The following is a 25,534-nucleotide window of genomic DNA, read 5'->3' as shown; positions in this document are numbered from 1 at the left end:
GATTCACTCTTGACGGCACCCGTGCGATTCCTTACAATAAGGACATATACAATAAATGCATCGAACGGGAAGAGTAATGATTTCCTTGATCTGTAGAGAGAAGGCCATTTGGTGAAAGGTCTTCGGTCAAGCGTCATGAAGGTAGCCCAGGAGCAGCTGTCGTGAACTTACAGTAGTGACAGCCGGTGAAGAGCCGTTAGTGAATGAAGTGCATGCTTCGGCATGAAGTAAAGGTGGTACCGCGACTATACCCTCGTCCTTTTTCCTAAGGACGGGGGTTTTTTGTATTCTCCGACCGCTTCATTCACACAAACCAAAAGGAGTGACGTACATGACAAACGAAATCGAAATGCCGACAAAGTACGATCCGCAATCGATCGAACAAGGCCGCTATGACTGGTGGTTGAAAGGGAAATACTTCGAAGCACATCCAGAGAGAGATAAAGAGCCCTACACAATCGTGATTCCACCGCCAAACGTAACAGGGAAGCTACACCTTGGACACGCTTGGGATACGACGCTACAAGATATCATCATTCGTATGAAACGTATGCAAGGCTATGATGCATTATGGCTTCCTGGAATGGACCATGCGGGTATCGCGACACAAGCTAAAGTTGAAGAAAAACTTCGCGCGGAAGGCAAGACACGTTATGACCTTGGTCGCGAGGCATTTGTCGAAGAAACTTGGAAGTGGAAAGAAGAATACGCAGGTCACATACGCTCACAATGGTCGAAGCTTGGTCTCGGTCTCGATTACTCACGTGAACGTTTCACACTTGATGAAGGCCTATCTCACGCAGTACGCGAAGTATTCGTAAAGCTATACGAAAAAGACTTGATCTACCGCGGTGAGTACATCATCAACTGGGACCCAGCGACGAAAACGGCATTATCGGATATCGAAGTTATTCATAAAGAAATAGAGGGTGCCTTCTATCATATGCATTACCCGCTAACAGATGGAACTGGTTCGATCGATGTTGCAACGACGCGTCCTGAGACGATGCTTGGGGATACTGCGGTCGCAGTTCACCCAGAAGATGAGCGCTACAAGCATTTGATTGGCAAAACTGTAACACTGCCAATCGTTGGACGTGAAATCCCGATTGTGGCAGATGACTACGTAGACATGGAATTCGGAAGCGGTGCTGTAAAAATCACACCTGCACACGACCCAAATGACTTCGAAATCGGTAACCGCCACAACTTGGAGCGCGTTCTAGTCATGAACGAAGATGGATCTATGAACGGCAATGCTGGTAAATACGAAGGCTTGGACCGTTTCGAATGCCGTAAGCAAATCGTCAAAGATCTACAAGAGATGGATGTTCTTTTCAACATCGAAACGCACGTTCACTCCGTTGGTCATTCGGAGCGAAGTGGGGCAGTTGTTGAGCCTTACCTATCTACACAATGGTTCGTTCGCATGAAGCCACTAGCGCAACAAGCCATGGACATTCAAGATACAGACGGCAAAGTGAACTTTGTTCCGGACCGTTTCGAAAACACGTACATGCGCTGGATGGAAAACCTCCACGACTGGTGTATTTCTCGTCAACTCTGGTGGGGCCATCGCATTCCAGCTTGGTACCACAACGAGACAGGTGAAGTTTTCGTAGGACACGAAGCGCCTGCAGACCTTGAAAACTGGCGCCAAGAAGACGATGTACTCGACACGTGGTTCTCCTCTGCACTATGGCCGTTTTCAACGATGGGCTGGCCGGATTCCGACAACGAAGAGTTCAAGAAGTATTACCCGACGAACACATTAGTTACAGGCTATGACATCATCGCCTTTTGGGTATCGCGTATGATTTTCCAAGGTGTAGAATTTACAGGCACACGCCCATTCCAAGACGTATTGATTCACGGTCTTGTACGTGACGCGGAAGGCCGCAAGATGTCGAAGTCTCTTGGTAACGGCGTTGACCCGATGGATGTCATCGAACAGTACGGTGCGGATGCACTTCGCTACTTCTTATCAACAGGTTCATCACCAGGACAAGACCTTCGCTACTCAACGGAGAAAGTAGAAGCCGTATGGAACTTTGCGAACAAGATTTGGAATGCTTCTCGTTTCGCCCTCATGAACATGGATGGCATGAAATATGAAGAAATCGATTTAACGGGTGAAAAATCAGTTGCAGATGCATGGATTTTGACGCGTTTGAACGAGACAATCGAAACCGTAACACGCTTGTCTGATCGCTATGAGTTCGGGGAAGTGGGCCGTGCCCTCTACAACTTCATCTGGGATGACTTCTGTGATTGGTACATTGAGATGGCGAAACTGCCACTGTACGGTGAAGACGAAGCAGCGAAGAAGATGACGCGTTCAGTCCTTGCGTACGTACTCGACCAAACAATGCGCTTGTTGCACCCATTCATGCCTTTCATCACGGAAGAAATCTGGCAGAACTTGCCGCACAAAGGCGAGTCCATCGTTACAGCAAGCTGGCCAACAGTACGTGACGACTTGAACTTCCCAGAGCAAGCAGAAGAAATGAAACTTCTTTCGGAAATCATTCGTTCGGTTCGTACAATCCGTGCAGAGGTGCAGACACCAATGAGCAAAAAAGTACCGCTGATCCTATCTGCGAAAGATGAAAAAGCACTGGCGACTCTAGAAAACAACGCTGCCTACATCGAGAAATTCTGTAACCCAGAAACACTTGAAATCGGCTTACGTCTAGATGCACCAGAAAAAGCAATGTCTGCTGTTGTTACAGGAGCTGAACTGTTCTTACCACTACAAGGGTTGATCGATATCGACGCTGAACTTGCGCGACTTGAAAAAGAACTTGCGAAGTGGGAAAAAGAAGTGAAACTCGTTCAGGGCAAACTTTCAAACGAACGCTTTGTTTCAAAAGCACCAGAAGCTGTTGTAGCAGAAGAACGTGCTAAAGAAGCGGACTACCTCGAAAAACGCGACACAGTCATCAAGCGTTTAGAAGAATTGAAGAATCTATAATTTGATATGAACCCCTGGGGTTGCCTCTTACCAAGTAAACTTGGCAAGTGAGACAAATCCAGGGGTGTTTTTTATTTCGTTTTTTTGATTTTTTTCTTTTCTAGGTACCTGTCCTTTTCTAGGTACCTGTCCCAAAAACAATTCTGACATTCATGACTATTCACTAGATATACATTCTGAGGTCGCATTCTTATGTTAATTACTGACTATTTATAAATTGTGTTGGAATTGTGCGGGTACCAGGTACCTTTTGGGAACTGTTGGTAATCGTTGAATGAATAGTGAAGGGAACCTTTCAAATGAAGTTGAGTGGAATGGAGGGGTTGACTCCAGTGGGATTCCAGTCTGCCGTGAGATCCCGCAGGAGCCTGCGACGAGGAAGCTCACGCAGCGCCCGCGGAAAGCAGCCCCGCAGTGGAACTCAACGTTTCAAAGTCGGAGTTTCTAGAGTGGCGTTCTGCACATCTAAAGTGTGACATTTCGTGTCTCAAATTGTTATACTAAATCTGATAAGAATTCACCCACCAAGAGGAGACCAAATGCATGTACACTAACTTACAAGAATGCCTAGAGTTCGTATTCTCCATTCGCACGAGCACTTACAAACGCACACCCCTAGAGATGATCGAGGATATCTTAAACGACCTCGGAAATCCACACCATACATTTAAAACCATTCACTTTGCCGGCTCGAACGGAAAAGGTTCTACATTAAACGCAGTTGACTCAATTTTAAAAGAAGCTGACCTACAAGTGGGCGTGTTCACGTCACCACACATTCACCGCGTCAATGAGCGTATTCGTATTAACGAAGTGCAGATTCCTGATGACAAATTACTCGACTACTTGAACCAAGTACTATCAATTGTCGAAACAAAATACGATGGCAAATATCCGACATTCTTCGGCATTATCACAATCGTTGCGTACATGCACTTTGCGGAACAGCAAGTAGACGTTGCACTGATTGAGACAGGAATTGGTGGTTTACGTGACTCAACAAACGTTATCACACCGCTCATCTCCGTTATCACAACAGTTTCATATGACCACACGGACGTCCTCGGCGAAACGATTCAAGAAATCGCGTCTGAAAAAGCGGGAATCATCAAGCCAGGCGTTCCAGTCGTTTCAAGTGTGAAAAATCCTGAAGCGCAAGTTGTCATTCGTGAAACGGCGGCAGAAAAAAAAGCTCCACTTCAACAATTAGAAGAGCACATGAAAGTATCTAATGTTCGATTAGAAGACGGATACCAAGTGTTCGACTTAGAAATCGGGGAAGCCCGTTTAGAAAATATCGCACTTTCCATGTTCGGCATTCACCAAGCAGAGAACGCAGGCTTAGCAGTAACAGCTGTGAAAACAATCGCAGATTCGTTCAATGTGTCAGACGAAGCCATTTATGCAGGGCTGAAAAAAGCGAAGTGGGCAGGGCGCTTTGAGAAATTCGGCGACCATATTGTGATTGACGGAGCCCACAATCCAGAAGGCATGACAATGCTTCTGCAAACATTAACGGCCGTATATCCGGAATACAAGTATCACTTCCTTTATGCAGCTCTAGAAGAAAAAGACAATGCATCAAGTGTCGCGATGGTCGATCAAGTCGCAACAGACATTACCTTCACATCGTTCCACCACGCTGGCGCAACTCCAAAAGAAAAATTGATGGACTACTCGTCCCACACAGAAAAGTCAGCTGTTGATGACTGGAAAAAAGTTATCACAGACTTCAATTCGTCTCATGGAGAGACAGATGTTCTTGTCATCACAGGTTCTCTCTACTTTATGAGCGAAGTTCGGGAATACTTATTAACTCTTACTCTGTAACAAAAATGAAAGGCTCGGATTCTTAGGAATGCAAGCTTTTTCAATTCGAAAAAGGAGATGAGACGATGAAAATCACTGGATTCGATACATACAAAACTCGATTCGGTATTGAGAGCCGTTCTGTAATCGAACCTGGCCTCGAGCGAATTGAACGAGTTTTGGCTGCACTCGGTCACCCTGAACGTCATGACAAAATCATTCACGTTGCAGGTACAAATGGGAAGGGGTCCACAATTGCATTTTTAAAAGCACTTTGTGAAACACATAATCTTACATATGGAGCGTTTCAGTCACCTGCGATAGTTGATGTACATGATCAAATTGTGGTAAATGGTACTCCAATTAGCGAGCACGAAATGAATTCGATTGTCGAGAAAGTATCAAAGGTAGAAGAAGCAAAGACACTAACGGACTTTGAACTTCTCACAGTCTGCGCATTTTTGTTCTTCCAACAAAAAGAAGTGGAGATGTGGCTAGTTGAAACCGGAATGGGCGGGCGCTTTGATAGCACAAATGTCGTGTCAAACAGTACAGCAGTCATTACAAGTCTCTCGATTGACCACACCAATTTCTTAGGTACAACACTTGATGACATTGGCTCGCACAAAGCGGGCATTATCAAACAGAAGGCGAATGTCTTTGTACCAGAGTCGATTTATCTCGCGCCAATCGAAAAGGAAGTCGAAGCGAAGAATGCATTACTGAACATGATTGCACCCCTTGGCGAAGAAATCGAAATTGCTTTGCTCGGCGAACACCAGCGAATGAATGCTTCACTGGCAGTTGCAGCTTTCCAATCACTAGTTGACTCTAATCCCGGTGCGATCGAGCAAGCTTTGAAAACCGCCTATATACCATTTCGAATGGAGAAGATTGCAGAAAATGTGTACTTGGATGGAGCCCATAACTTAGAAAGTGCAGTCAAACTCGCTGAGACAATAAAAAAATCATTCAAAGGTCAATCTATCCATTTAATAATGGGAATATTAGCCGATAAAGAGTATAAGGAAGTTTTAAAGGCACTGGAAGAAGTTGCGGATAAAATCACATTTGTCGAATTTTCACATGAACGTGCACTTGATGCAAATAGACTAGTCGAATTATGTCGGATAGAAAATTATGATTTGAAGAAAGTCGAAGATATAGTAATAAATTTAACAAACGATGGAAAAACAAGTACTTTTCTCACAGGTTCACTGTACTTTTTAACTGAATGGCGATTCAAAAACAGCCAATAATGCCCGATGGATTTTTCTTATGGAGTGCTATAATTTTATTTGTCAGACAACTCTAAAAATGGAAGGCGGGAGACAATGGAATTCAGCAAGCGTACGAAACGTACCATCGTTTTACTTTATTGCTTTACCGCACTTCCACTCATGGCACTCCTTTTTCTCGCATTTCCTAGTCAACCAATCGACTGGCTGATTTTTTCGTTTATGTTCATATTGGCACTTGCAACAACTGCTATTCCATTCCATATCGGGGCGACAACAATATTCCTATCCCAATGGGTGACAGTTGCAGCTTTTCTGCAGTACGGGGCAGGTGTTGAAATGATTCTCGTACAATTTTCAATCTTACCGATGTTATTCCGCGTTCGTTTTTTAACAGATTTGCCGTATCGGATTTTATTTAGTTCTTGGATGTTTGTTCTGGTCTCTTTAGTATCGGCTTTGGCCGCTCATGCAGTTGGCTACCAGCTCGGTACAACAGACATCGGAATGATTTTAATCGGCGCTAGTGTGTTTATGTTCGTAAGTTTAACTAGCAATCATATCATTTTATATACAAGAGACAGGATTTTAGGAAGTAAAGATAAATTCTTCTCACGCGATGCTCTTTGGGACTATACGGGAAGCTTGATTACATTGCCTTTTGCGATATCACTATACGTGCTCCAAAATGAAATCGGCTGGATTGCCTTTTTATTACTAGGTATTCCATTTTTACTTGTTACCTATGTCGTGCGAATGTACAACACCGTAGAGCGTGCTAACCTTGCTCTTTCGAAAGCCAGCGCATTTGGTCATGAAATGGCAGATCGCTTAAGTGCCAATCAAATTGTCGATATGTTTATGAAGCGAGTGGCAGAACTGTTCCCGCTCGATGCCATCTACATTGTTGATAATTTAAAAGGCCGCTATGTTGTACTCCGAGCTGTTGTGGACAAAGAAGAAGTTACAATTGAAGTAGAGTCAGAATCGATACAGAACTCATTCATTCATTCTTATTTTAGTCGATCAGAAAAACATTGCTTTGGGAAAGCTTCTGAATGGAGAGAAGATGCGCCTGATTTTCTTGAGAAAGATATGAACAGCTTGCTAATTGTTCCTATCCATCGCAACAAAAAGACAGAAGGAATGGTCATTTTATCTGCGCGAAAGAAATATGCGTTTGAAAAATACCAGATGGACATTGTTCACTTATTGTCGACGTACTTTGCAGTTTCTTTAGAAAAAGCAAAATACGTCCATGCAGCTGTTGAGAAAAGTGAGACATGTGCTCTGACCGGACTTTATAATTATCGCTATTTAGATAAAAAGCTAGAAATTGAGCAAAACCGCTTAGATACGAATCCACATCTTTATTTATCTGCACTTATGTTAGATATTGACCACTTTAAACAAATTAACGATCAATATGGCCATCATGCCGGAAATAGTGTATTAAAAGATTTTGCGCGTTTATTAAAAAATCATGTCCCAGAGGATGGAACGATTGCACGCTATGGTGGAGAAGAGTTTGTCATTCTATTACCGCACATGACGAAACAAGATGCCGCTGAACTAGGTGAGAAGATTCGAAAAGAAGTTCAAACCACTTCTTTTTTAATAGATTCGGACCTCTCCAAAAATCGACAAGATGAAATCATTTATTTGACGGTCTCGATTGGTGTTTCAAATGCACCAGAAGATACCGATGAAACAATCACAATGCTACGAAATGCCGATCGCGCGCTCTACATTGGAGCTAAGCAGGCGGGGCGGAATCGTGTAGCGGAATACAATAGTAACTAAAAAAACAGCCGCATAGGCTGTTTTTTTAGTTGTATTTGATTTTTGTTAGTGATGCCCATTCTAAGGGAGTGATTGTGATGGATTGAGAAGAACTTGCATATTCAGAAGTTATACTTACAGAGCAGGCTGTCTCAAAACGAGCTTTATCTAAGTAAACAGGACCTGAGTAAGATTGATTTGATTTATACTTTGCCGGATTAAATATTAATAGTTTACTATTATTTTCTAATATATAATTATTAGTGTAAATGCTGATTAAAAACGTCAATTTGTTGACGGTATTGTTTGTCCAGGAATTGACGGATATAATGTCCTTAACAAACCTGAAGAAAGGAAAAGACGCCTCCCATGATGTCGGCCATTACCAGTGGCGCGACGGAAGACGTCCCTCAAACAATATGATTGTTGTCTCTGATTATAGCATAGTCAAATGCGCCGAGAAAAGCGTTTTTTATTAAATGTGCAGAAAAGGTCCCTTGTCCCTGTTGCGAGCATCTGGAGTACAAGGTCATTGGTTCGAGAGAGCGTAAGTTGAAAGATGAGACAGGTAGTGCAAGAACATTTGTGGTCAGAAGGTTGCGTTGTAAACAGTGTGAGAAGATCCATCATGAGCTCCCTGACCTGATGATCCCCTATAAACGTTACGCTGCATCCGTACTTGAAGAGACGATCTTCCAGAGCTCCCACCTGACGGTGGCGGTAGATGAATCGACTCTGTATCGCTGGAGAAAGTGGTTCGATGAGTTGATCGACTACTGGCTGTTCATCCTACAATCCATACTTATTCAATTTCAGAAGAATGAGGCCTCGATAGCCGACCTGTCCAGTCGGCTATTGCCTGTACATAAGCGAGTCGGACAATGGTTCGGTTCAGCACCTGGTTGGCTGGGAAAGATTGTCCATCCGGTTGCGAACCGTCATTTTTGGATACATACCCGTTCTGCGTTTTTGTCCATCCTCCCATCGACTACACTTCAATTATCGACTAGAAGGAGTGTGGAGAATGGGAAGAACAAAAGCAGATGAGAAGGCGACAAATCGGTTTCAGATGATCGCGCCACTATTGAATGAAGAACTAGATCAACAGGAACGAGGAAGGCTCCTCAAGCAGGTCGCGTCACATCATGGACTTTCTGAACGCACCATCCGGCGCTATCTCTCACAATTCAAGACTGAAGGGTTCGAGGGGCTGAAACAGAAGCAATATCGATCAATCCCAGTAGAGTCACAGGACCTGGTGCTCGAGCAGGCCATCTTATTGCGACGTGAGGTGCCGAGCAGGAGCATCGCCTCCATCATCCAGATATTAGAATGGGATGGAGTCGTAGAAAAAGGTACATTGAGGCGCTCTACATTGCAGGAACGGCTAGCCAAGCGTGGTTATAGTGCGCGCCAGATGAAGTTGTATCATGAGACATCTGGTGCTGTCCGTCGTTTTCAAAAGCGCAGTCGAAATGCCTTGTGGCATTCTGACATCAAATACGGACCGTACCTGCCGATCGGACCAAACGGCACGAAGAGACAGGTCTATATGGTGGCCTTCCTCGATGATGCGACACGGTTCCCATTGCACGTCTCGTTCTATGAGATGCTTGACGCACGGTGTGTTGAAGATGCGTTTCGCGAATCTGTCCGAAAGCATGGTGTGCCAGAGAGTGTGTACTTTGACAACGGCAAACAATATCGCACGAAATGGATGGCAAGGACCTGTTCCAAATTAGGGATACGTCTCCTCTATGCCCGTCCCTACTCGCCTGAATCGACTGGGAAGGTAGAACGTTTCAATCGAACATTTGAGGAGTTCCTACAAGAGGTGAAGCTCGAAAGTCCACAGACCACCGATGAACTGAACAAGTGGCTGGAGGTCTGGTTGGAAGAGCGCTATATCCATAAGCCACATCAGGCGTTAGGTGAGAACACGACGCCGCTCGAGGCCTATCGCAAAGAAGGTACACCGATCCGTCACATATCGGCTGAAGACCTTGCGCATGCCTTTCTGCATTCAGAGAGCCGAAAGGTCGATAAAGCCGGTTGCATCAGTTTCCAGGATGAGAAATATGAGGTCGGAATAAACTTCGTGGGCTGTAAGGTCGAGATCACCTATGATCCACAGGACACCGATGAATTGATCGTAGATTACCCAGGATATGATAGCTGGAAGGCAAAACGATTGGTGATAACCGAGCGGACCGGAAGGCGTCCATCCCTTCCAGAAAAGATGACGAAGGAACCTGCCGGTTCTTCAAGACTTCTAAAAGGTGCACAGAGAAAGAACAAAGAGCGACGGGCAGCTGCCATGACCCCTACTGTTCCAGCAGTCAGCTTCCGAAATATCGGAAAAGGAGGATCAGAACATGTTTGAATCCTTCTTTGAGATGCGCCATACCCCTTTCTCGCGTAGCATCCCGACAACTGAACTCTATGAATCTACTCAGCTAGAAGAGATCATCGGACGACTAAACTACGCCGCAGAACGTCAACTGTTTGCGGTGATGACCGGAGAATGTGGACTCGGAAAGACGACAGCGATCCGCCGGTTCACAGATCAGTTGGACCCGTCGCGTTTCAAACTCCTCTATCTTTCCGACAGTAAACTGACACCCCGTCATTTTTACAAGGGGATGTTAGAACAGTTAGGACTTGAAGCGAAGTTCTATCGAGGTGACTCGAAACGGCAATTACACCGCGAGATCGAACTGATGAAAGGCATCCATAAGTTGACGCCCGTCGTCGTCGTGGACGAAGCACATCTACTCGACCGTGAGATGTTAGAAGAGGTGCGCTTTCTATTGAACTTTCGTATGGATGCGCAAAGTCCGATGGCATTGATCATGGTCGGTCAGACGGAACTATGGGACCGCCTACAGTTACAGTCCTTTGCGGCAATCCGTCAGCGTATCGACATCCAGTTCAAGCTCGACCACCTTGATCGGTCGGAGACCGAACAATACATGAACAAACATCTGCGCTATGCAGGTGTCGAGCGAGATATCTTCAGTGACCTGGCAATCGATGAGATCTTCAGTTACTCGAGTGGCGCATCCCGATTGATCAACAAGTTGGCGACACATTGTCTTCTGTTCGCAGCACAGAATGGCTCCCGCATCATCGACGACCGTATGGTCAAGAAGGTGATCGAAGGTGAACTGGCATGAAGAAGAGCCGTTGGAAGAAGATGCGTTATGAAGAAAGTCTCGACTGTTGGGTGGTCGTCTGGGATGACGAGACAGGTTACAGGATGCGATGCGGAGAATGGTTCGAGTTGTACCTTGGGTACGGGAAGGTGCTCTCGTGTCGTCTAGAGCTCGGAAGAGATTGGTACATCATCACTGGGCAACATGAGGTCCGTTTTTATCTGAAACAAAATGAGACATATCAGGTGAATCTATAAATCATCAATGGGAGGTGCCACTGGCAGCCTCCCATTTGTCTAATGACAAAAAATCCGTCAGGACTTGGACAAAATCATCCATCAACTTACGGTCATTATTTGGCGTCATTAACAATTAGTTGGATCCCAAGATGAATTAAATACACACATTGTAGAGTTATTTAATGCTATTACTTTGTTTTTAGGTTTTTGAATAAAAATATCTTTAACTAAAATCTTCGAGTTAGTAAAATATGTTTTCACTGCGCTAGAGTTTGAAGTGAAATTTAATATATTTGTTACTACATTGGCATTATAAACATAACTTTGATTGTGATTAAAAGTAATGGATTTTTCAGATAGAACAGTAATAGTGTTTTTAGCTAAATTAGTACCATCAAGATCCCCCTTTTTTTTGTTATTTCTATCACCAAGTTTTTCAAAACTAATAGCTTTTGTACTTAAAATATCTCTAGTATGAGGAGCTGTGTTATTTGCAAATTTTAATTCACTATTTGAACAAGCAAAATTTGTGCCACACATGAATTCATTAAATGTAATACTGACCACAGGAGTTCCTGCTGTAGTAGTGGTAATTGAATAGCTAATTCCTAGATTATCGGGTAAGTTAATTGTCAGATCAATTGAGTTTTCTTTACTTGAATCTCCAATTAAAGAGGTTCCATATACAGTTACGACTTTTTTTTTCGATGAGATGAAATTTGCAACCTCATTTTGTAATGAATAAGTCGAGTCAACTGAAGTGGATGTGTGGTAAGAGTTACTATCTACATCCGTATCTAAAGTTCTTAACAACTCTATAATCTCTTTTGCTGTTGCAAGCTCATGTTTAGTAATCGATTGTTCCACTTTGTTATCAAATTGAATTCTGGTTAAATTCTTGTCTATGCTTTCCACATCACGCTTAAGTGTTTGTTGGTGACGAATAATAATTTCTGAGGTTTTTGCCTCGATATACTCTGCACCCATCTCGGCTACAGAATAGGAGACGCTAGTAGTACTAGTATTTTTAATTTGCTTAGATTGATTTATAGAGGCAACTGTAAAGCTAGCAGTCACTACTAATAACAACACCACTAAAACAAGCACTAATAGTAATGTGTAACCTTCCTGTCTCCTGAGCATCTTCATTCAAACACCCCAACATCTAATTATAATTAATATCCTCAATCGAAGTTCCTGGATCAATTACACCATTTGGATCCGTAATCGTTAAATTGCATACCGTGTCTTTTTGTTGTTGCGTAATGACTGTTTGATCAGAAGCGGCAGTCATTTGATACCATGGTGCATTCACATCATTGCTTAACTTATAGATCACTTTGTAGTTAGAAGAATCTCCATGTTTAAAGCTAGATTTTACTTGTGCGAAAGCTGAAGAAGAAAGAGGACTTTCAATGCAAACGTTACTATTGATTAAAGTTACGCGTTTATCATCTTCTTTAATATTATTTCCATTCGTATTCTCGAGTGTGAAACCTATAGTGTTGGTAACTAAAGTTGAATTTAGAATATCCGATTTCGCATTAGAACTAAATGTGAAAGAAATAGTTTTAACCTTTAAAAATGAATTATCGATACGTACATGTTTTAGGAAAAACACTCCATCAGCTGCGAGTACTTTAATATTACCTAAATCTTTATTTTGCTGAGAATTAAATTGTTGTGAATCAAATGTAACTGTGATAGGGAAGTAATAGAATGTATTATCTGTAAATGAGAACCCAGGATTTGATATTGTAGGAACGTTTAAAACTGTAACTTTAGACGGATCATTTATATATAAATCCTTATAGTCATCAAAACTAATGGTTGGTAAAGTCGGAGATCCATTTATTAATGGCAAACTAAGTTTAGGATAGCTCATCTTCATATCAATACTACGTGTAACCGTTGCATCAAACACCCCTGCAACTTTCAATGTCAAAACATAACGTGTGAAACCAGAAGTAGCATCCGTGACTTCTTCTTTCGAATAGCTCTGCAATTTGTATGCACGGTTCGCAGTTGCCACTTCCCGTAAAGCTGCTGAAGCAGACTCTGCATTTAAAAAGTTCGTGATGTCTGTATTGATCAGAGTATTGTATGTAGTAATTTTACTAGCAATTTCAGTAGCTTTTGTTTCAGCTGAAAGGGTTGAATTGTTTTGAATAGTTTTAATTTCTAGTAGTGCTTTTGAATAGTGGCCGCTGATAATTGTTTCAAGACGGTTCTGATAATATTCGACTCCCATTTCTGCAAGGGAAGTGGATACAAATGAATCGTCTGTTTTTGAAACCTGTTTTTGTTGATTCATAGAAGCGATTGTAAAGCTGGCAGTGAGCATCAATAACAAAACTACAAGAACCAAAGTGAGTAACAAAGTGTAGCCTTTTTGATTAAGATAATTCGTCATGATTTCTCACTCCATTCATGGAATATAATTACTATTAGTATATCAAAAGAGATAGGTCTATAGGTATGATATTCTGGAATGTAAAAATAACGATTTTACATAATGAGAAATTTAGTCCAAAGACCTAAAAAAGCTAAGCGAAGTCGCTTAGCTAGTCAGTAGTTAATTTTGATAATGTTGTATTTAATACATAATAAGTTGATTTTCCATCCTTGAATTCAGCAGTTAAGCTCAAATGCACAGGCAAAAGAATTCTTCCCCCATTTGAATAACTTACAATACTCAAAGTAGCTTCTTCTTGATTGATTATATTATTTTCAATAGTGGGCGAGACATTATAAAGTTGATAAGTGACTCCAGGGCGTTTTGGAATTCTAATTTCACCATCATCTTTAGAGTTAATCACTAATTGGCCAGCCTCAATTTTTAGATCTATAATTGTGCTTCTTGTATGAGTAGATTGTAATGTCGACAAAATCACATTCGCTTCCTGTTGTAAGGACTGTGTAGTAACGGCATAGCTATTGGAATCGATAGTCTGAAAAAAGACTCTCCAAATCAAAATAGTCAAAAATCCTATAATGACAATGACTGCAAGAAGCTCAATAAGTGTAATTCCTTTTTGGTTTTTCATCTTGTCATCCTCCGGTCACTGTAACTGGTAGATTATCAGATGTAAGGTAGCCATAATTTGTTGCACGGATAGATTCTTTTTCCACAACATAAATTGTTACTTCAAATAAGTCTAATCCGTCAACTTCGTTATCATCTACTAGATAATAAATTTGATAACCACCAGACAAAGGTGTTGTCTCAGTGGCGACATAAAAGTCTTGAGTCGGTTTGTTATTGTCTGGAAATAACTTATTGAAAGTTTCATTGCTACTTACAAGGTTAAATTGTGGGGGTGGATTAGCTCCATCTATTTCCCAGCCTTTTGCTCTTACAAGCGCATCTTTCGCAACTGCTACCGAGTCGAGACTCTCCTCATTCACTTCATTCGTCCTGAACATATTCGGAAAAACACTTAATGCGATGGATAACACAACAGCTAAAAGTACAACAGATGCTAAAACCTCCACTAATGTAAATCCTTTAGAATTCAGAAAATTTCTATACACCTCTTGCACCCCCCTATGGTACCCTTTATACTTTCATCATAACAGAGGATTCAAAAGAATGAAACAAAGGAAATATCTGTCGTAAAGATTTCATAAATAAGGTAAATAGTTGTATTCAAAGTTACAACTATTACGTTACAATGAGATTAATAAGATAATTCTATGATGTAAGGCCTATAGAGAGTAGTAGGTAAATCTAACGGGGGAGTGAATCAATTTGAGGAAAGTAATTGCAGGTTTAATTAGTATTGGCCTACTCGCTTTACTTTTTTCTCCTTTTGTATTAGCAAATGAACATACGCATACATTAGGTGGGAAAGTAGCTCCTTCAACAGATGAGGAAGAAGTGACGGCTTGGATTGCAACAGAGATTGATGTATGGAAAGCATCAGTGGTCGAGCAGTTAAATGCAACGAATTCTTCATTAGAAGTGACAGCAGATGATTTTGTTTTTGATATCGCGCAATCGGTTGACCAATTTGTTAGTAAAGCAAATGTGCCGTGGTATGCATTTTGGAAAAGCGATCAAGAAGTCCATCAACCACTTGTGGTAACAATCAGTGAGCGACTTACTTCAGCAATCGATGCCGATCCGGCGTTTGATCGAGTCAAAACTATAGAAGACCTTCGCTTAAAAGCAAGTGTATTGAGTGATGAATCGATTCAACTAATTGCGAGTGACATTTCTATAGCGGACTTGGAACGTGTTGGGTTTGTAACAGTTCAAACCGGACTGCCAGCTGCAGAACTAAATGCAGTAAATGAATTGATACACAATAAAGTGATTCAACCTCAAGAAATCGTTTCATTAAATGAAACTTTAGTGCAAGGTGCTGCACCAATCTCGGAGACAACTGCAAACTTTGTAGCATCAATGTTTTATATAACTGTCCTTCAAACGGAATTTGATTTAGTTGAACGTCACTCACAAGGGGTCGTACCTGACTATTCGACTTTAGGATTAGAAGCGATGATCAACGCGAAGTTGAACCGTGATTTTAAATTCAAAAATACGTTTGATACACCAGTAACTATCCAAGCAACCAACTCGGGTGGTACATATTTACTTGAATTCCTAACACTCAATCCAGATTCTACTGCTAGTTTTGAAGTAGGATCTCGTGAAGAAATTGAACCGAAACGTGTGGAACGTCTGGTTGCAGATTTAAATTACGGACAGTCTCGTCAAATCGAAGCGGGAAGAAGCGGTTGGAGAGTCGTAACATACCGCACCGTTTCATCAAAAACAGGATCATTTGAAACACAAGAAATTATCGCACGGGACTATTATCCACCTGTACATACAGTGGTGGAAGTCAGTGCGAAAGAAGCACCACCAGCTCCAGAACCACCTGTACCAACAACGGGGGATCCTGCTAATGGCTCAGGTACTGGAACAGGAACGACTGGTGGAACTGGAACTGGAACAGGTACTGGAACAGGAACAGGAACTGGTTCGGGCAACGGCACCGGCAGTGGAAATGGTTCCGGATCGGGATCTGGTACAGGTTCAGGAAATGGATCAGGCTCTGGCAATGGTTCAACCAATGACCCTGCAGATTCTGACAATGATGGCACACCGGATTATGACAAAGGCGGAAATAAAGTTGATTAACGGAGGGAGGGATTCACAATGAAACCTGGGACGAAAAAACGGATTGGGGATATGCTGGTAGATGCGGGCATGATTACCCAGCAACAACTCGAATATGGTCTTGAAAACAAAGCACCTTCTGAAAAACTTGGGGATTATTTCATTCGTGAAAACCTCATCACCGAACAGCAATTAAATGAAATGCTCGAGCGCCAACTTGGTATTCCAAATATCAACTTGACGCAATACCCTATTGACCCAGAACTGACGTCACTTGTGCCAAAAGATATTGCAAAGCGACTGTTAGTTCTGCCAATTAAACGGGAGCGCAATAAACTCTTACTTGCGATGGCCGATCCAATGGATTACTTCGCAGTAGAAGAAGTCCGAATGGCAACAGGTCTTCAAGTCGAACCGGCGATTGCAGCGAAATACGATTTACTGCGCATGCTGACAAAGTTCTATGATTTGAAAGAAACGATGGATATGTCCTTACAAGACATCATTCCAACGAGCTTAGAAGACGAGAACCAAATCACGGATCTTGACTCACCAATCGTCAACTTAGTGAATCAACTCATCAGTAACGCCGTCACGCAACGTGCATCAGATATTCACTTTGATCCACAAGAAACAGACTTCCGCGTCCGGTACCGGATTGACGGTGTACTACACCTGGAACGAGCGCTACCAAAATACATTCAAAACGTCATCTTAGCGCGTATCAAAATCTTGGCGAACTTAAACATTACCGAGCACCGGATCCCGCAAGATGGTCGTATCAAACAAAACATCAATATGAAGCCAGTCGATATTCGCGTATCAACACTTCCAACGATTTATGGCGAAAAAGTCGTAATGCGGGTACTCGATTTAACGAATGCTATCAACGATATTTCAAAACTTGGCTTCAGCGACACGAACTTAACTTCGTTCAAAAAAATGTTGAAACGTCCAAATGGAATTGTGCTGATCACAGGTCCTACGGGTTCTGGTAAATCTTCTACTCTATATGCGGGTTTGAACCGCTTAAATGAAGATGAAGTAAACATCATCACAGTCGAAGATCCAGTCGAGTATCAGTTAGAAGGAATCAACCAGATTCAAGTAAAAGAAGAAGTGGGCTTAACGTTCGCAGCAGGTCTTCGCTCGATACTTCGACAAGATCCAGACATTGTCATGATCGGGGAGATTCGTGACTTAGAGACCGCCCAAATCGCGGTTCGAGCATCACTTACGGGTCACTTGGTTTTAAGTACACTGCACACGAACTCTGCAGTTGAATCGGTCTCGCGTCTTCGCGATATGGGAATTGAGCAATTCTTAATCGCCTCTTCACTAGTTGGCGTCATCTCGCAGCGTCTTGTACGTCGTGTATGCCGAGATTGTGCAGTAAAAGAACCGGCAACGAGTCGTGAAAAAGAGTTGTTCCAAGAAAACGGTATCGAAATTGACGAAATTTCACGTGGTGTTGGATGTCCAGCATGCAACAACACGGGTTACCGTGGACGACTCGCAGTTCATGAAGTATTAGAAGTCGATGATGAAGTGCGCACGATGATTATTGATGGCAGAAGCCAACGAGACATCATGCGCTATATGAAACAAGCGAAAATGAAATCCCTACTGCAAGACGGGATGGAAAAAGTAGCCCAAGGCGTGACAACGACAGAAGAAGTATTCCGCGTTGCCACACTTGATTAAAGGAGGTGACCCCACTGAGTTACTCAATACTCGATTTACTCAATCGCAGCTATGAAGAAAAGATTTCGGATTTGCATATCACAGTGGGTGTTCCCCCGATGTTCCGGAAGAACGGGAAGTTGATTCCTGGTGGAGAAGTTGTTTTGACGGAAGAAATGACCAAGCAAATGGTCAATGAATTGTTACCGGCTGACAAGCAAGAAGAATTTGCAGAAAAAGGTGAGACGGATTTCGGGTTTGCTCTCGGCGAAAAATGTCGTTTTCGTATCAATGCGTACCATCAGCAAAAGCGAATGGCACTAGCTGCTCGTCAAATTTCAAACTCCATTCCAACTTTACAACAGCTCAACATGCCAAAGGTATTATATGACTTAGCGGAACGTCCGCAGGGGTTGATTTTAGTTACGGGTCCTACAGGCTCAGGAAAATCTACGACACTAGCAGCGATGATTGATCATATCAACCGGACGATGTCTCGTCACATTTTGACTTTGGAAGATCCGATTGAGTACGTGCATCCGCACAATCAATCGATTGTGAATCAACGTGAAATTGGTGCTGACTCCATGACATTTGCCAACGCATTGCGGGCAGCACTTCGTCAAGATCCAGATGTCATCCTAGTTGGAGAGATGCGGGACTTGGAAACGATATCTACAGCTATCACAGCTGCTGAAACCGGTCACTTAGTGATGGGAACGTTGCATACAAGTTCTGCACCAACGACAATCGACCGAATCATTGATGTGTTCCCCCCGTTCCAGCAAGGTCAAATCCGGATTCAACTCGGAAACGTATTGCAAGGAATTGTCTCTCAACGATTATTCGTGAATGCAACCGGAAATGGGCGGGTAGCGGCTACAGAAATTTTAATTTCCACACCCGCTGTCTCGAACTTGATTCGAAACGAAAAAGTGCATCAGATTCAAAACGTGATGCAAACGAGTCGCGCACTAGGCATGCATACACTTGAAGCCAATATCCAAGAACTGATTACAAAAGGCTCCATCAAGTACGAAGATGCCAAGCCATACCTACCGGCAGGTGATTACTAATGGTTGTATTTCGTTATAACGGCCGCTCCATAGAAGGAGCCATTAAAAAAGGAACCATCGACGCAGTCTCCAAGGCTCAAGCGATTCAAAAGCTGCGCGAGATGAAAATTAACCCGCGTGAAGTGGAAGAGTCGAAATCGATTTTGCATAAAGAATTATCTTTAGGCTCAAAAGTGAAAAACCAAGATTTCGTAATCTATGTGCGACAGTTCGCAACCTTAATCCGTGCGGGTGTTTCCATCGTAGAATCCACACGAATACTAGCAGATCAAACAAAATCAAAGCCGTTGAAAAAAGCGTTGAATAGTGTAGAAGAAGACGTGCGAACTGGACTTACATTCTCGGATGCAGCTGCGAAATACCCGAATGTTTTTCCTGGCGTATTTGTCAATATGATTCGTGCAGGGGAAGCAACAGGTAATTTGGACAATTCACTTGATCGATTGGCGATGTCTCTTGAGAAGCAGTATGCAATCAAGAAAAAAGTTCAGTCAACCATGACGTATCCAGTTATTTTGTTAATTCTTACTTTTGGTGTAGCAGGGTTTCTAATGCTAACAGTAGTTCCTCAATTTGTCGATATGTTTGATGACATGGGTGCTGAACTGCCTACCATCACGAAAGTCGTGATGGCAATGAGTGAATTTTTACAAACCAGTTGGTATATCATCATCATCGCAATCGTTTTAGCAGTAACTATCTTTATGTATTTATTTAAAAACAATGAAAAGTTCAACTTTGGTGTGTATTACGCCATTATGCGAATGCCGGTATTCGGTCAACTTGTACAAAAGTCTTCGATTGCACGTGTAACAAGAACTTTATCGTCATTGTTTAGTTCGTCTGTTCCTATACTCCAAGCACTTACAATTGTGGAAAAAGTATCTGGGAATCCAGTCATTGGAAAAGTATTGAATGAAGCAAAACGAAGCCTTGAAAAAGGAAGCACTTTGACAGCGCCACTTCAGGAAAGTTGGATATTCCCACCTTTAGTTACGCAGATGACATTGATTGGAGAGCAAACAGGATCACTTGATTACATGTTAGAAAAAGTTGCAACGTTTTATGAAGAAGAAGTAGACAGAACTGTAGACACTTTAAAATCACTGATCGAACCTCTTATGATTTTATTTTTAGCGTTTATTGTAGGTGGAATTGTCATGGCGATTATGATTCCAATGTTTAGCTTGTATGAACAAATTTAATGCTTTCATTCCATTTAAGGAGGTGAGAATACGACATGAATGAACAAATATACTTAGAACAACAAAATGAATCGATGGGAGAGAACTCATTAATGAAAAAATTACTCAAGAAACGTTTAAATCAAAAAGGTTTAACACTTATTGAATTACTTGCAGTTATTGTTATCTTAGCAATCATCGCAGCTATTGCAGTACCTGCTATAGGAAATTTAATTGAAAATTCTCGTTATAATGCAATAAAAGCTGATGCTGTAAATGCCTTAAACGCAGCTAATTTATACTACACTGAGAATCCTGATGCAGCAGATGGTGTTTTGATTTCAACTTTAGAAACTGATGGATATTTGGATAGTGCTGGAAACCTTGATACGGATGGTACAGTTTCGAAAGACAGCCCTCGTTCACTTACCGTTTCTGTTGAAGCAGACGATTGGAATGGTAGTTCTGATTTTGACTTCACTAATGCCACTCTTGAAGATATAAATGGTGATACAGAAAGAGGTTCCAATTTACCAGAAAATCATGTTATCGGAACAGCTACAACAACTCCAACAACTCCATAATTCCAACCTTATTTGAAGCCGGAGCAATCCGGCTTGACATAAGCTTGGCATTGCGACAAGTAGAAAGAGATGGACGAGAGGGGTCATGGAATGTTTCGAAAACGCGGAAGTCGACAAATCGTGTCGATGGATCTTCACGAGACAGTGTTACGTGCGCTAGTTCGGCCACGTGAGGATGGGGACGACTGGTTGCTGTACGAAGCGGCTGTGCCTCCTGGGTATGTAGAAGATGATCATATTAAAGATGAAATTGGCTATTTTAATTGGATGAAAGAACAAGTCGCTTCTTGGGGCATCAAGCGCGATCAAGTGCGTTATTTCGTTCCGGACAGTGCAGTCATGATGAAAGCAATCGAGCATCCAGAAGACGTGAAGACTGAAGATTTAAAAGGGTATGTACAGATGGAGCTTGGGCGTTCGATTCAACTACCTTTCGAGAACCCGTTACTTGACGTATATGACCCGACTCCAGGTGACCAAAAAGCTACATTATTTGCTGCTCCTGCTGAAGAAGTCATGCGCTTTGCGAATATTTTGGATGACGCGGGACTTGATCCTGTCATTGCAGATCTTCGTGCATTGTCTGCTATTCGTTATTTTACAAAGCGCGATTATTTTAAAACAGACAAATCCTATCTCTTAGTTGAATGGTTGATGACAGGCGTCGTCGTCACAATCTACCGCGACGGGGAAGTCGAATTTTTACGTTACCAGCCTTTTGAGAAAGAAAACGGCGTATATAGTTCCTATGCGGAAGGGGACGACATCAAATTCCGTCTAGATGGGGATGTTGAAGCGTATCGTTACCAACTCGCAGAACAAGTGACTGAACTTGAGCGAATGATGACCTTCTACCGATTCTCGATTCATAAAGGCGACATTGCGGTAGAAGAAATCGTATCGTTTGGCGAGTCACCAGAACTTGATTACATCGACGGCTTACTTCGGGAAAACTTATCGTTCCCGCAAGTGACAACTGTACGAGATGAAGATGTGCGCAAGTTTTACAATGGATTCGGATCGAGTGACGTGTCACTCATCGGTCTCGCGTTAAAGGGGGATGTCCATGAATCCGGAAATTAATTTACTTCCCGTCTTTGAAAAGCGTAAACCGGAGAGTTATTTAGGTCTTATTTTATTTATCGTTGTCCTCGGTGCGCTCATCGTATTTCTAGCGGTTTATCTGATGGGAATCAAACAAGATGCAGCAGACCTACAAGCACAAGAACAAATTCTTGTTGCAGAACGGACTGCACTACAAGAACAAGTATCTACGGGCGTGGATACTCCTGAAATCAGCTACGCAGATGCGGTGCTATTTGTAGAACTGAACTCATACCCGGTATCTCCTTTATACGAAGAAATTCAAAACCTTGCTGACGAGAATACATACGTTCGCAACTATAGCTTTAGCCCAGAAACAATCACATTAGCCGTTGATTTCGAGACAAAATCAGAAGTTGCATTTTTCGTTGAGAACCTAATGAAGAGCAACTATTTCGCAAATGTCCAAGTCGACAGTATTTTAGAATTTGAACCACTCAGCACAACAAATGAACAAGAAGGCATCGTGGAAGAGAACGAAGTTGCACCACGCTACACGGCTTCGATTCGTCTCACACCGCTTCCTGAATATGTCGCGCAGGGGGTGACACAACCATGATGGATTCAATTCGTGAAAACAAACGAGCAGCGTTCCTACTTGGAGGGGCGCTCATCGCACTTATTTTAGCTGGCGTATATTATCTGTATATCTTACCGCTACAAGGTGAGAACGACGCTAAGCGAAATGCTAACGCTCTGATCCAAGCAGAGATTGACGTTCTTCAGCAACAACTAGCAGTCGAAGAAGACGGGGAACTGCCGCTTCAAGACGACCCGTACGAACTGATGAAAAAAGTTCCGAACCAACTGGAAATCGACAAGATCATTCGAACAATCGAAGAAATCGAATTGATTACGGCCACAAATGTCGGGAGTGTCAGTTTCAATGGCTATGATTCAGAAGGCGTTACAGGATTCGTTGAAGAAGAAGAGGAAGAAGTCGTGAACGAAGAGCCGGAAGAGCAAGCAGAGACTCCGGAAACGGATGATGAGACGCCAGAGCCTGGAGATTCTTCAACAGAAGCACGTGAAGAAGCCGCTGAAGGGGAAACACCAGTATCGACGATCTCAGTTGCAGATCTACCACTAGAACTGCGCATGATCACGATGACGATTGATGTCACTGCCGAGACAGAAGAGCAACTCGTTGCTATAATGAAAGAAATTGAAAACTTAGAGCGTGTGTATCGCATTGATGCTCTCGACACAGGTCTTCCTGGAGAAGAGCAGATTGCAACAGAAGCTGAGGAACAAATTAGTGCGTCACTAACAATTACTACATTCTATTATATTCAATAACCTGCCAGGGGTGGTTGCGATGGAAGCCGGACAAATAACTGTTTACATTGTTGTCTACCTTCTGCCTGCAGCCACTCTTTTTGTGTTGGCCGTCGTTGCGTTACTGGCGAATCCTTCGAACCGATTCACCTACGAATTGACGGGGCACTGATGAAAATTGATGCGACTCTTCATTATGCTTTGATTTTCCGAGACATGACGACAGAAATCGAAGCATCAAAGCTTGTGAATCGCCTGGCGTATGAAGATTCATTGACTGGAATTGCAAATAGAACGTACTTCATTCAAGAGCTTGAGAACGCATTACTTGAAAAGCGCTCTATCGGCGTATTGTTGCTAGATTTAAACGGGTTTAAACAAATCAATGATCAATTCGGGCATATAAGTGGAGATGAAGTGTTGAAAACCGTTGCCATGCTGCTCACAAAATCGTTTCCTACACCCCATTTTGCGGCGCGTCTCGGTGGAGATGAATTTGTAGTGTTGCTTGATGGCATCACACGACAGTCACAGCTCGATGAATCGATTGGGTTTATTAAAACGAAAGAAAAAAACTTCTCGGTTCTGCTAGGAGAACAATCCGTCCCTGTCGAATTTAGTGTAGGAGGAGCTTACCGCGAAAATGGCGACACGATAGACGAGTTGTTGATGCGTGCTGATGAACAAATGTACAAAGAAAAATACAAAGATCGTCCCCATGAAAGGAATTCATTCAATTGACTGCAGTTGTCACAGGTTTATTTTTTATTTATGGTTTAGTATTTGGTAGTTTTTATAACGTGGTCGGGCTTCGTGTGCCGAACGGAGAATCGATTGTCCATCCACCGTCACATTGTCCTAAATGTTCACGCAGGTTGACGGTGTTAGACCTAGTTCCCGTGTTTTCGTATATTTTCCTCCGCGGGAAATGCCGGGGGTGTGGTTCGAAGATTAGTTTCGTCTATCCCTTGATGGAGTTGATTACGGGAGTTTTATTTGCGTTCGCATTTTGGCATTTCGGCTGGTCACTAGAGCTTGCTGTGGCACTTGTGTTTTATTCACTTCTTGTCGTATTAACAGTTTCGGATCTAGCATATATGTTGATTCCAGATAAGTTTTTATTGTTCTTCGGAATCCCGCTCATTGTTTTGCGCATTTTCGAACCGCTTGACCCGTGGTGGGATAGTTATCTCGGTGCTGCCGTCGGTTTTACGTTATTGCTATTAATTGCAATCGTATCTCGCGGCGGAATGGGTGGCGGCGATATTAAATTGTTCCTAGTCATCGGAATTGTGCTCGGAACTATCCAGTCGCTCGTCGTTCTCGGACTCGCGTCAGTGATCGGCTTAATTTTTGGCATCATCTCTTTACGCCTTGCCAAAAAAGGCCGCAAAACGCCCATCCCATTCGGCCCATCCATCGCCATTGCTGCGGTCATCGTCCATCTCTACGGACAACAACTAATCGACTGGTATGTGAATTTGTTTTAATAGCAATCCCTACATCCAAAATATCATTTCCTGGGAGAGTGTCACTGAGCCTCCTCACGTCGACTTCGTCTCGTTGCGGGGTCTCAGTAAAACTCTGATGGCCCGGGAAATAACATCCTGGCTTCCGGTCTTTGAACTGCAACAAGTTTAATAAATCATTTATCACAGAAAAGAGAGTTGCCAAGAATGATTTTGGCACTCTTTTTTTATTCCTATAAATAAGCACAGTAATAAATACGAGTGGAAATACGAAGTTGAGTGGAGTGGAGGGGCTGACTCCAGCGGGATTCAAGTCGGAACGTGAGACCCCGCAGGAGCCTGCGACGAGGAGGCTCACGCCGCGCCCACGGAAAGCAGCCCCGCAGCGGAATTCAACGTTTTACTTCGCGTTCTACACATCTAAATGGAATCAGTTCCCAAAAGGTACCTGTCACCGACACAATTCCAACACAATTCATAATTATTGGAAAAAAACATAGGAATGCGGGTTTAAAATGCATAAATAATGAATTGTCATGAATGTCAGAATAGTTTGCGGGACAGGTACCTAAAAAAACAACTGGCTGTCCTGCGCACATCGAGGTTCTTGTGGATAACCTTGAGAATAGCACCGATCAAAATTTTATTTTGACGCATGCAGAGGCCGCAAAACTTCAAAGTGAAGAAATGCAAAAGTTGCAAAATGTGCTCGCCACATTTAAAGACAAATCGGTAAGTCCTCTGTTCACCTTGGATTCGGTCCTCACGAAACAAGCCTGTGTTGCGATTGAGCTCGATTGATCCATTTCACACAACTCTATTTTTAAAATT

23 protein-coding genes, 1 pseudogene and 1 other annotated feature are annotated in these 25,534 nt (G+C 42.6%); of the genes and pseudogenes, 19 read left to right on the top strand and 5 right to left on the bottom strand.

What is annotated here, in order from left to right; all coding sequences use genetic code 11:
• Positions 1-51: 51 nt before the first annotated feature.
• Positions 52-264 (top strand) — a binding site (T-box leader).
• Between the two features lie 67 nt (positions 265-331).
• The 5 genes and pseudogenes from ACF3OH_RS08090 to ACF3OH_RS08070 all read left to right on the top strand — a co-directional run.
• The gene (locus ACF3OH_RS08090; protein WP_392453998.1) at positions 332-2,974 is read left to right on the top strand and encodes a valine--tRNA ligase; all 2,643 of its coding nucleotides are present in this window, start codon (positions 332-334) and stop codon (positions 2,972-2,974) included.
• 543 nt (positions 2,975-3,517) lie between these two features.
• Positions 3,518-4,804, top strand: coding sequence for a bifunctional folylpolyglutamate synthase/dihydrofolate synthase (locus tag ACF3OH_RS08085; protein ID WP_392453997.1), 1,287 nt, complete (start codon positions 3,518-3,520; stop codon positions 4,802-4,804).
• Between the two features lie 65 nt (positions 4,805-4,869).
• Positions 4,870-6,042 (top strand): bifunctional folylpolyglutamate synthase/dihydrofolate synthase, encoded by a 1,173-nt coding sequence (locus ACF3OH_RS08080; protein ID WP_392453996.1) that lies wholly within the window; start codon positions 4,870-4,872, stop codon positions 6,040-6,042.
• A 75-nt stretch (positions 6,043-6,117) separates the two neighbouring features.
• The gene (locus tag ACF3OH_RS08075) at positions 6,118-7,824 is read left to right on the top strand and encodes a sensor domain-containing diguanylate cyclase (RefSeq protein WP_392453995.1); all 1,707 of its coding nucleotides are present in this window, start codon (positions 6,118-6,120) and stop codon (positions 7,822-7,824) included.
• Between the two features lie 453 nt (positions 7,825-8,277).
• Positions 8,278-8,538 (top strand): annotated as a pseudogene (locus ACF3OH_RS08070) (DUF6431 domain-containing protein); the annotation flags it as partial.
• Positions 8,539-8,605: 67 nt separating this feature from the next.
• Here ACF3OH_RS08070 and ACF3OH_RS08065 read toward each other — a convergent pair.
• Positions 8,606-8,788, bottom strand: a complete 183-nt coding sequence (locus tag ACF3OH_RS08065; RefSeq protein ID WP_392453993.1) for a hypothetical protein — start codon at positions 8,786-8,788, stop codon at positions 8,606-8,608.
• A 39-nt stretch (positions 8,789-8,827) separates the two neighbouring features.
• On the opposite strand from ACF3OH_RS08065, the gene ACF3OH_RS08060 reads away from it, so the two are divergent.
• The 3 genes from ACF3OH_RS08060 to ACF3OH_RS08050 are packed head-to-tail and all read left to right on the top strand — an operon-like array spanning position 8,828 to position 11,215.
• Positions 8,828-10,186 (top strand): DDE-type integrase/transposase/recombinase, encoded by a 1,359-nt coding sequence (locus ACF3OH_RS08060; RefSeq protein ID WP_094943789.1) that lies wholly within the window; start codon positions 8,828-8,830, stop codon positions 10,184-10,186.
• Positions 10,179-10,979, top strand: a complete 801-nt coding sequence (locus tag ACF3OH_RS08055) for an ExeA family protein (protein WP_094943787.1) — start codon at positions 10,179-10,181, stop codon at positions 10,977-10,979. Before ACF3OH_RS08060 ends, ACF3OH_RS08055 begins: the two co-directional genes overlap by 8 nt.
• The gene (locus tag ACF3OH_RS08050) at positions 10,976-11,215 is read left to right on the top strand and encodes a DUF5348 domain-containing protein (protein ID WP_204592022.1); all 240 of its coding nucleotides are present in this window, start codon (positions 10,976-10,978) and stop codon (positions 11,213-11,215) included. The genes ACF3OH_RS08055 and ACF3OH_RS08050 overlap by 4 nt, the downstream gene beginning before the upstream one ends.
• 108 nt (positions 11,216-11,323) lie before the next feature.
• On the opposite strand, the gene ACF3OH_RS08045 is transcribed toward ACF3OH_RS08050, so the two are convergent.
• From ACF3OH_RS08045 to ACF3OH_RS08030, 4 genes are all read right to left on the bottom strand, one after another.
• Complete coding sequence (locus ACF3OH_RS08045) at positions 11,324-12,346, bottom strand: hypothetical protein (RefSeq protein WP_392453992.1); 1,023 nt, start codon at positions 12,344-12,346, stop codon at positions 11,324-11,326.
• A 16-nt stretch (positions 12,347-12,362) separates the two neighbouring features.
• Entirely contained in the window at positions 12,363-13,610 is a 1,248-nt protein-coding gene (locus ACF3OH_RS08040; protein WP_392453991.1) for a hypothetical protein, read from the bottom strand.
• A gap of 151 nt (positions 13,611-13,761) precedes the next feature.
• Positions 13,762-14,244 (bottom strand): type II secretion system protein, encoded by a 483-nt coding sequence (locus ACF3OH_RS08035; protein ID WP_392453989.1) that lies wholly within the window; start codon positions 14,242-14,244, stop codon positions 13,762-13,764.
• A 4-nt stretch (positions 14,245-14,248) separates the two neighbouring features.
• The gene (locus ACF3OH_RS08030) at positions 14,249-14,731 is read right to left on the bottom strand and encodes a type II secretion system protein J (RefSeq protein WP_392453988.1); all 483 of its coding nucleotides are present in this window, start codon (positions 14,729-14,731) and stop codon (positions 14,249-14,251) included.
• 217 nt (positions 14,732-14,948) lie between these two features.
• On the opposite strand from ACF3OH_RS08030, the gene ACF3OH_RS08025 reads away from it, so the two are divergent.
• The 11 genes from ACF3OH_RS08025 to ACF3OH_RS07975 all read left to right on the top strand — a co-directional run bounded on the left by ACF3OH_RS08025 (position 14,949) and on the right by ACF3OH_RS07975 (position 25,504).
• On the top strand, positions 14,949-16,346 hold the full coding sequence (locus ACF3OH_RS08025; RefSeq protein ID WP_392453987.1) for a VanW family protein: 1,398 nt from the start codon (positions 14,949-14,951) through the stop codon (positions 16,344-16,346).
• A gap of 18 nt (positions 16,347-16,364) precedes the next feature.
• Complete coding sequence (locus ACF3OH_RS08020; RefSeq protein ID WP_392453985.1) at positions 16,365-18,029, top strand: GspE/PulE family protein; 1,665 nt, start codon at positions 16,365-16,367, stop codon at positions 18,027-18,029.
• A gap of 14 nt (positions 18,030-18,043) precedes the next feature.
• A complete protein-coding gene (locus tag ACF3OH_RS08015) occupies positions 18,044-19,084 on the top strand; it encodes a type IV pilus twitching motility protein PilT (protein WP_204590295.1) in 1,041 nt (346 codons plus the stop codon).
• On the top strand, positions 19,084-20,289 hold the full coding sequence (locus ACF3OH_RS08010; RefSeq protein WP_392453984.1) for a type II secretion system F family protein: 1,206 nt from the start codon (positions 19,084-19,086) through the stop codon (positions 20,287-20,289). Before ACF3OH_RS08015 ends, ACF3OH_RS08010 begins: the two co-directional genes overlap by 1 nt.
• A gap of 35 nt (positions 20,290-20,324) precedes the next feature.
• Positions 20,325-20,852: a prepilin-type N-terminal cleavage/methylation domain-containing protein gene (locus tag ACF3OH_RS08005; protein ID WP_392453983.1), complete on the top strand. Its 528-nt coding sequence runs from the start codon at positions 20,325-20,327 to the stop codon at positions 20,850-20,852.
• 90 nt (positions 20,853-20,942) lie between these two features.
• Entirely contained in the window at positions 20,943-21,935 is a 993-nt protein-coding gene (pilM, locus tag ACF3OH_RS08000) for a type IV pilus biogenesis protein PilM (protein WP_392453982.1), read from the top strand.
• Positions 21,919-22,515 carry a PilN domain-containing protein gene (locus tag ACF3OH_RS07995; RefSeq protein WP_392453981.1) on the top strand — a complete coding sequence of 199 codons (597 nt, stop codon included), beginning with the start codon at positions 21,919-21,921 and terminating at the stop codon, positions 22,513-22,515. The genes pilM and ACF3OH_RS07995 overlap by 17 nt, the downstream gene beginning before the upstream one ends.
• Complete coding sequence (locus ACF3OH_RS07990) at positions 22,512-23,255, top strand: hypothetical protein (protein WP_392453979.1); 744 nt, start codon at positions 22,512-22,514, stop codon at positions 23,253-23,255. The genes ACF3OH_RS07995 and ACF3OH_RS07990 overlap by 4 nt, the downstream gene beginning before the upstream one ends.
• Before the next feature lie 150 nt (positions 23,256-23,405).
• Positions 23,406-23,975 carry a GGDEF domain-containing protein gene (locus ACF3OH_RS07985; protein WP_392453978.1) on the top strand — a complete coding sequence of 190 codons (570 nt, stop codon included), beginning with the start codon at positions 23,406-23,408 and terminating at the stop codon, positions 23,973-23,975.
• Positions 23,972-24,724, top strand: coding sequence for a prepilin peptidase (locus tag ACF3OH_RS07980; protein ID WP_392453977.1), 753 nt, complete (start codon positions 23,972-23,974; stop codon positions 24,722-24,724). Before ACF3OH_RS07985 ends, ACF3OH_RS07980 begins: the two co-directional genes overlap by 4 nt.
• A gap of 588 nt (positions 24,725-25,312) precedes the next feature.
• Complete coding sequence (locus ACF3OH_RS07975; RefSeq protein WP_392453976.1) at positions 25,313-25,504, top strand: hypothetical protein; 192 nt, start codon at positions 25,313-25,315, stop codon at positions 25,502-25,504.
• Positions 25,505-25,534 lie beyond the last annotated feature (30 nt).

Origin of the sequence: Chryseomicrobium aureum (assembly GCF_043182735.1) — a bacterium.
Lineage (GTDB): Bacteria > Bacillota > Bacilli > Bacillales_A > Planococcaceae > Chryseomicrobium > Chryseomicrobium aureum.
This window is presented reverse-complemented; position numbering and strand designations above follow the sequence as displayed.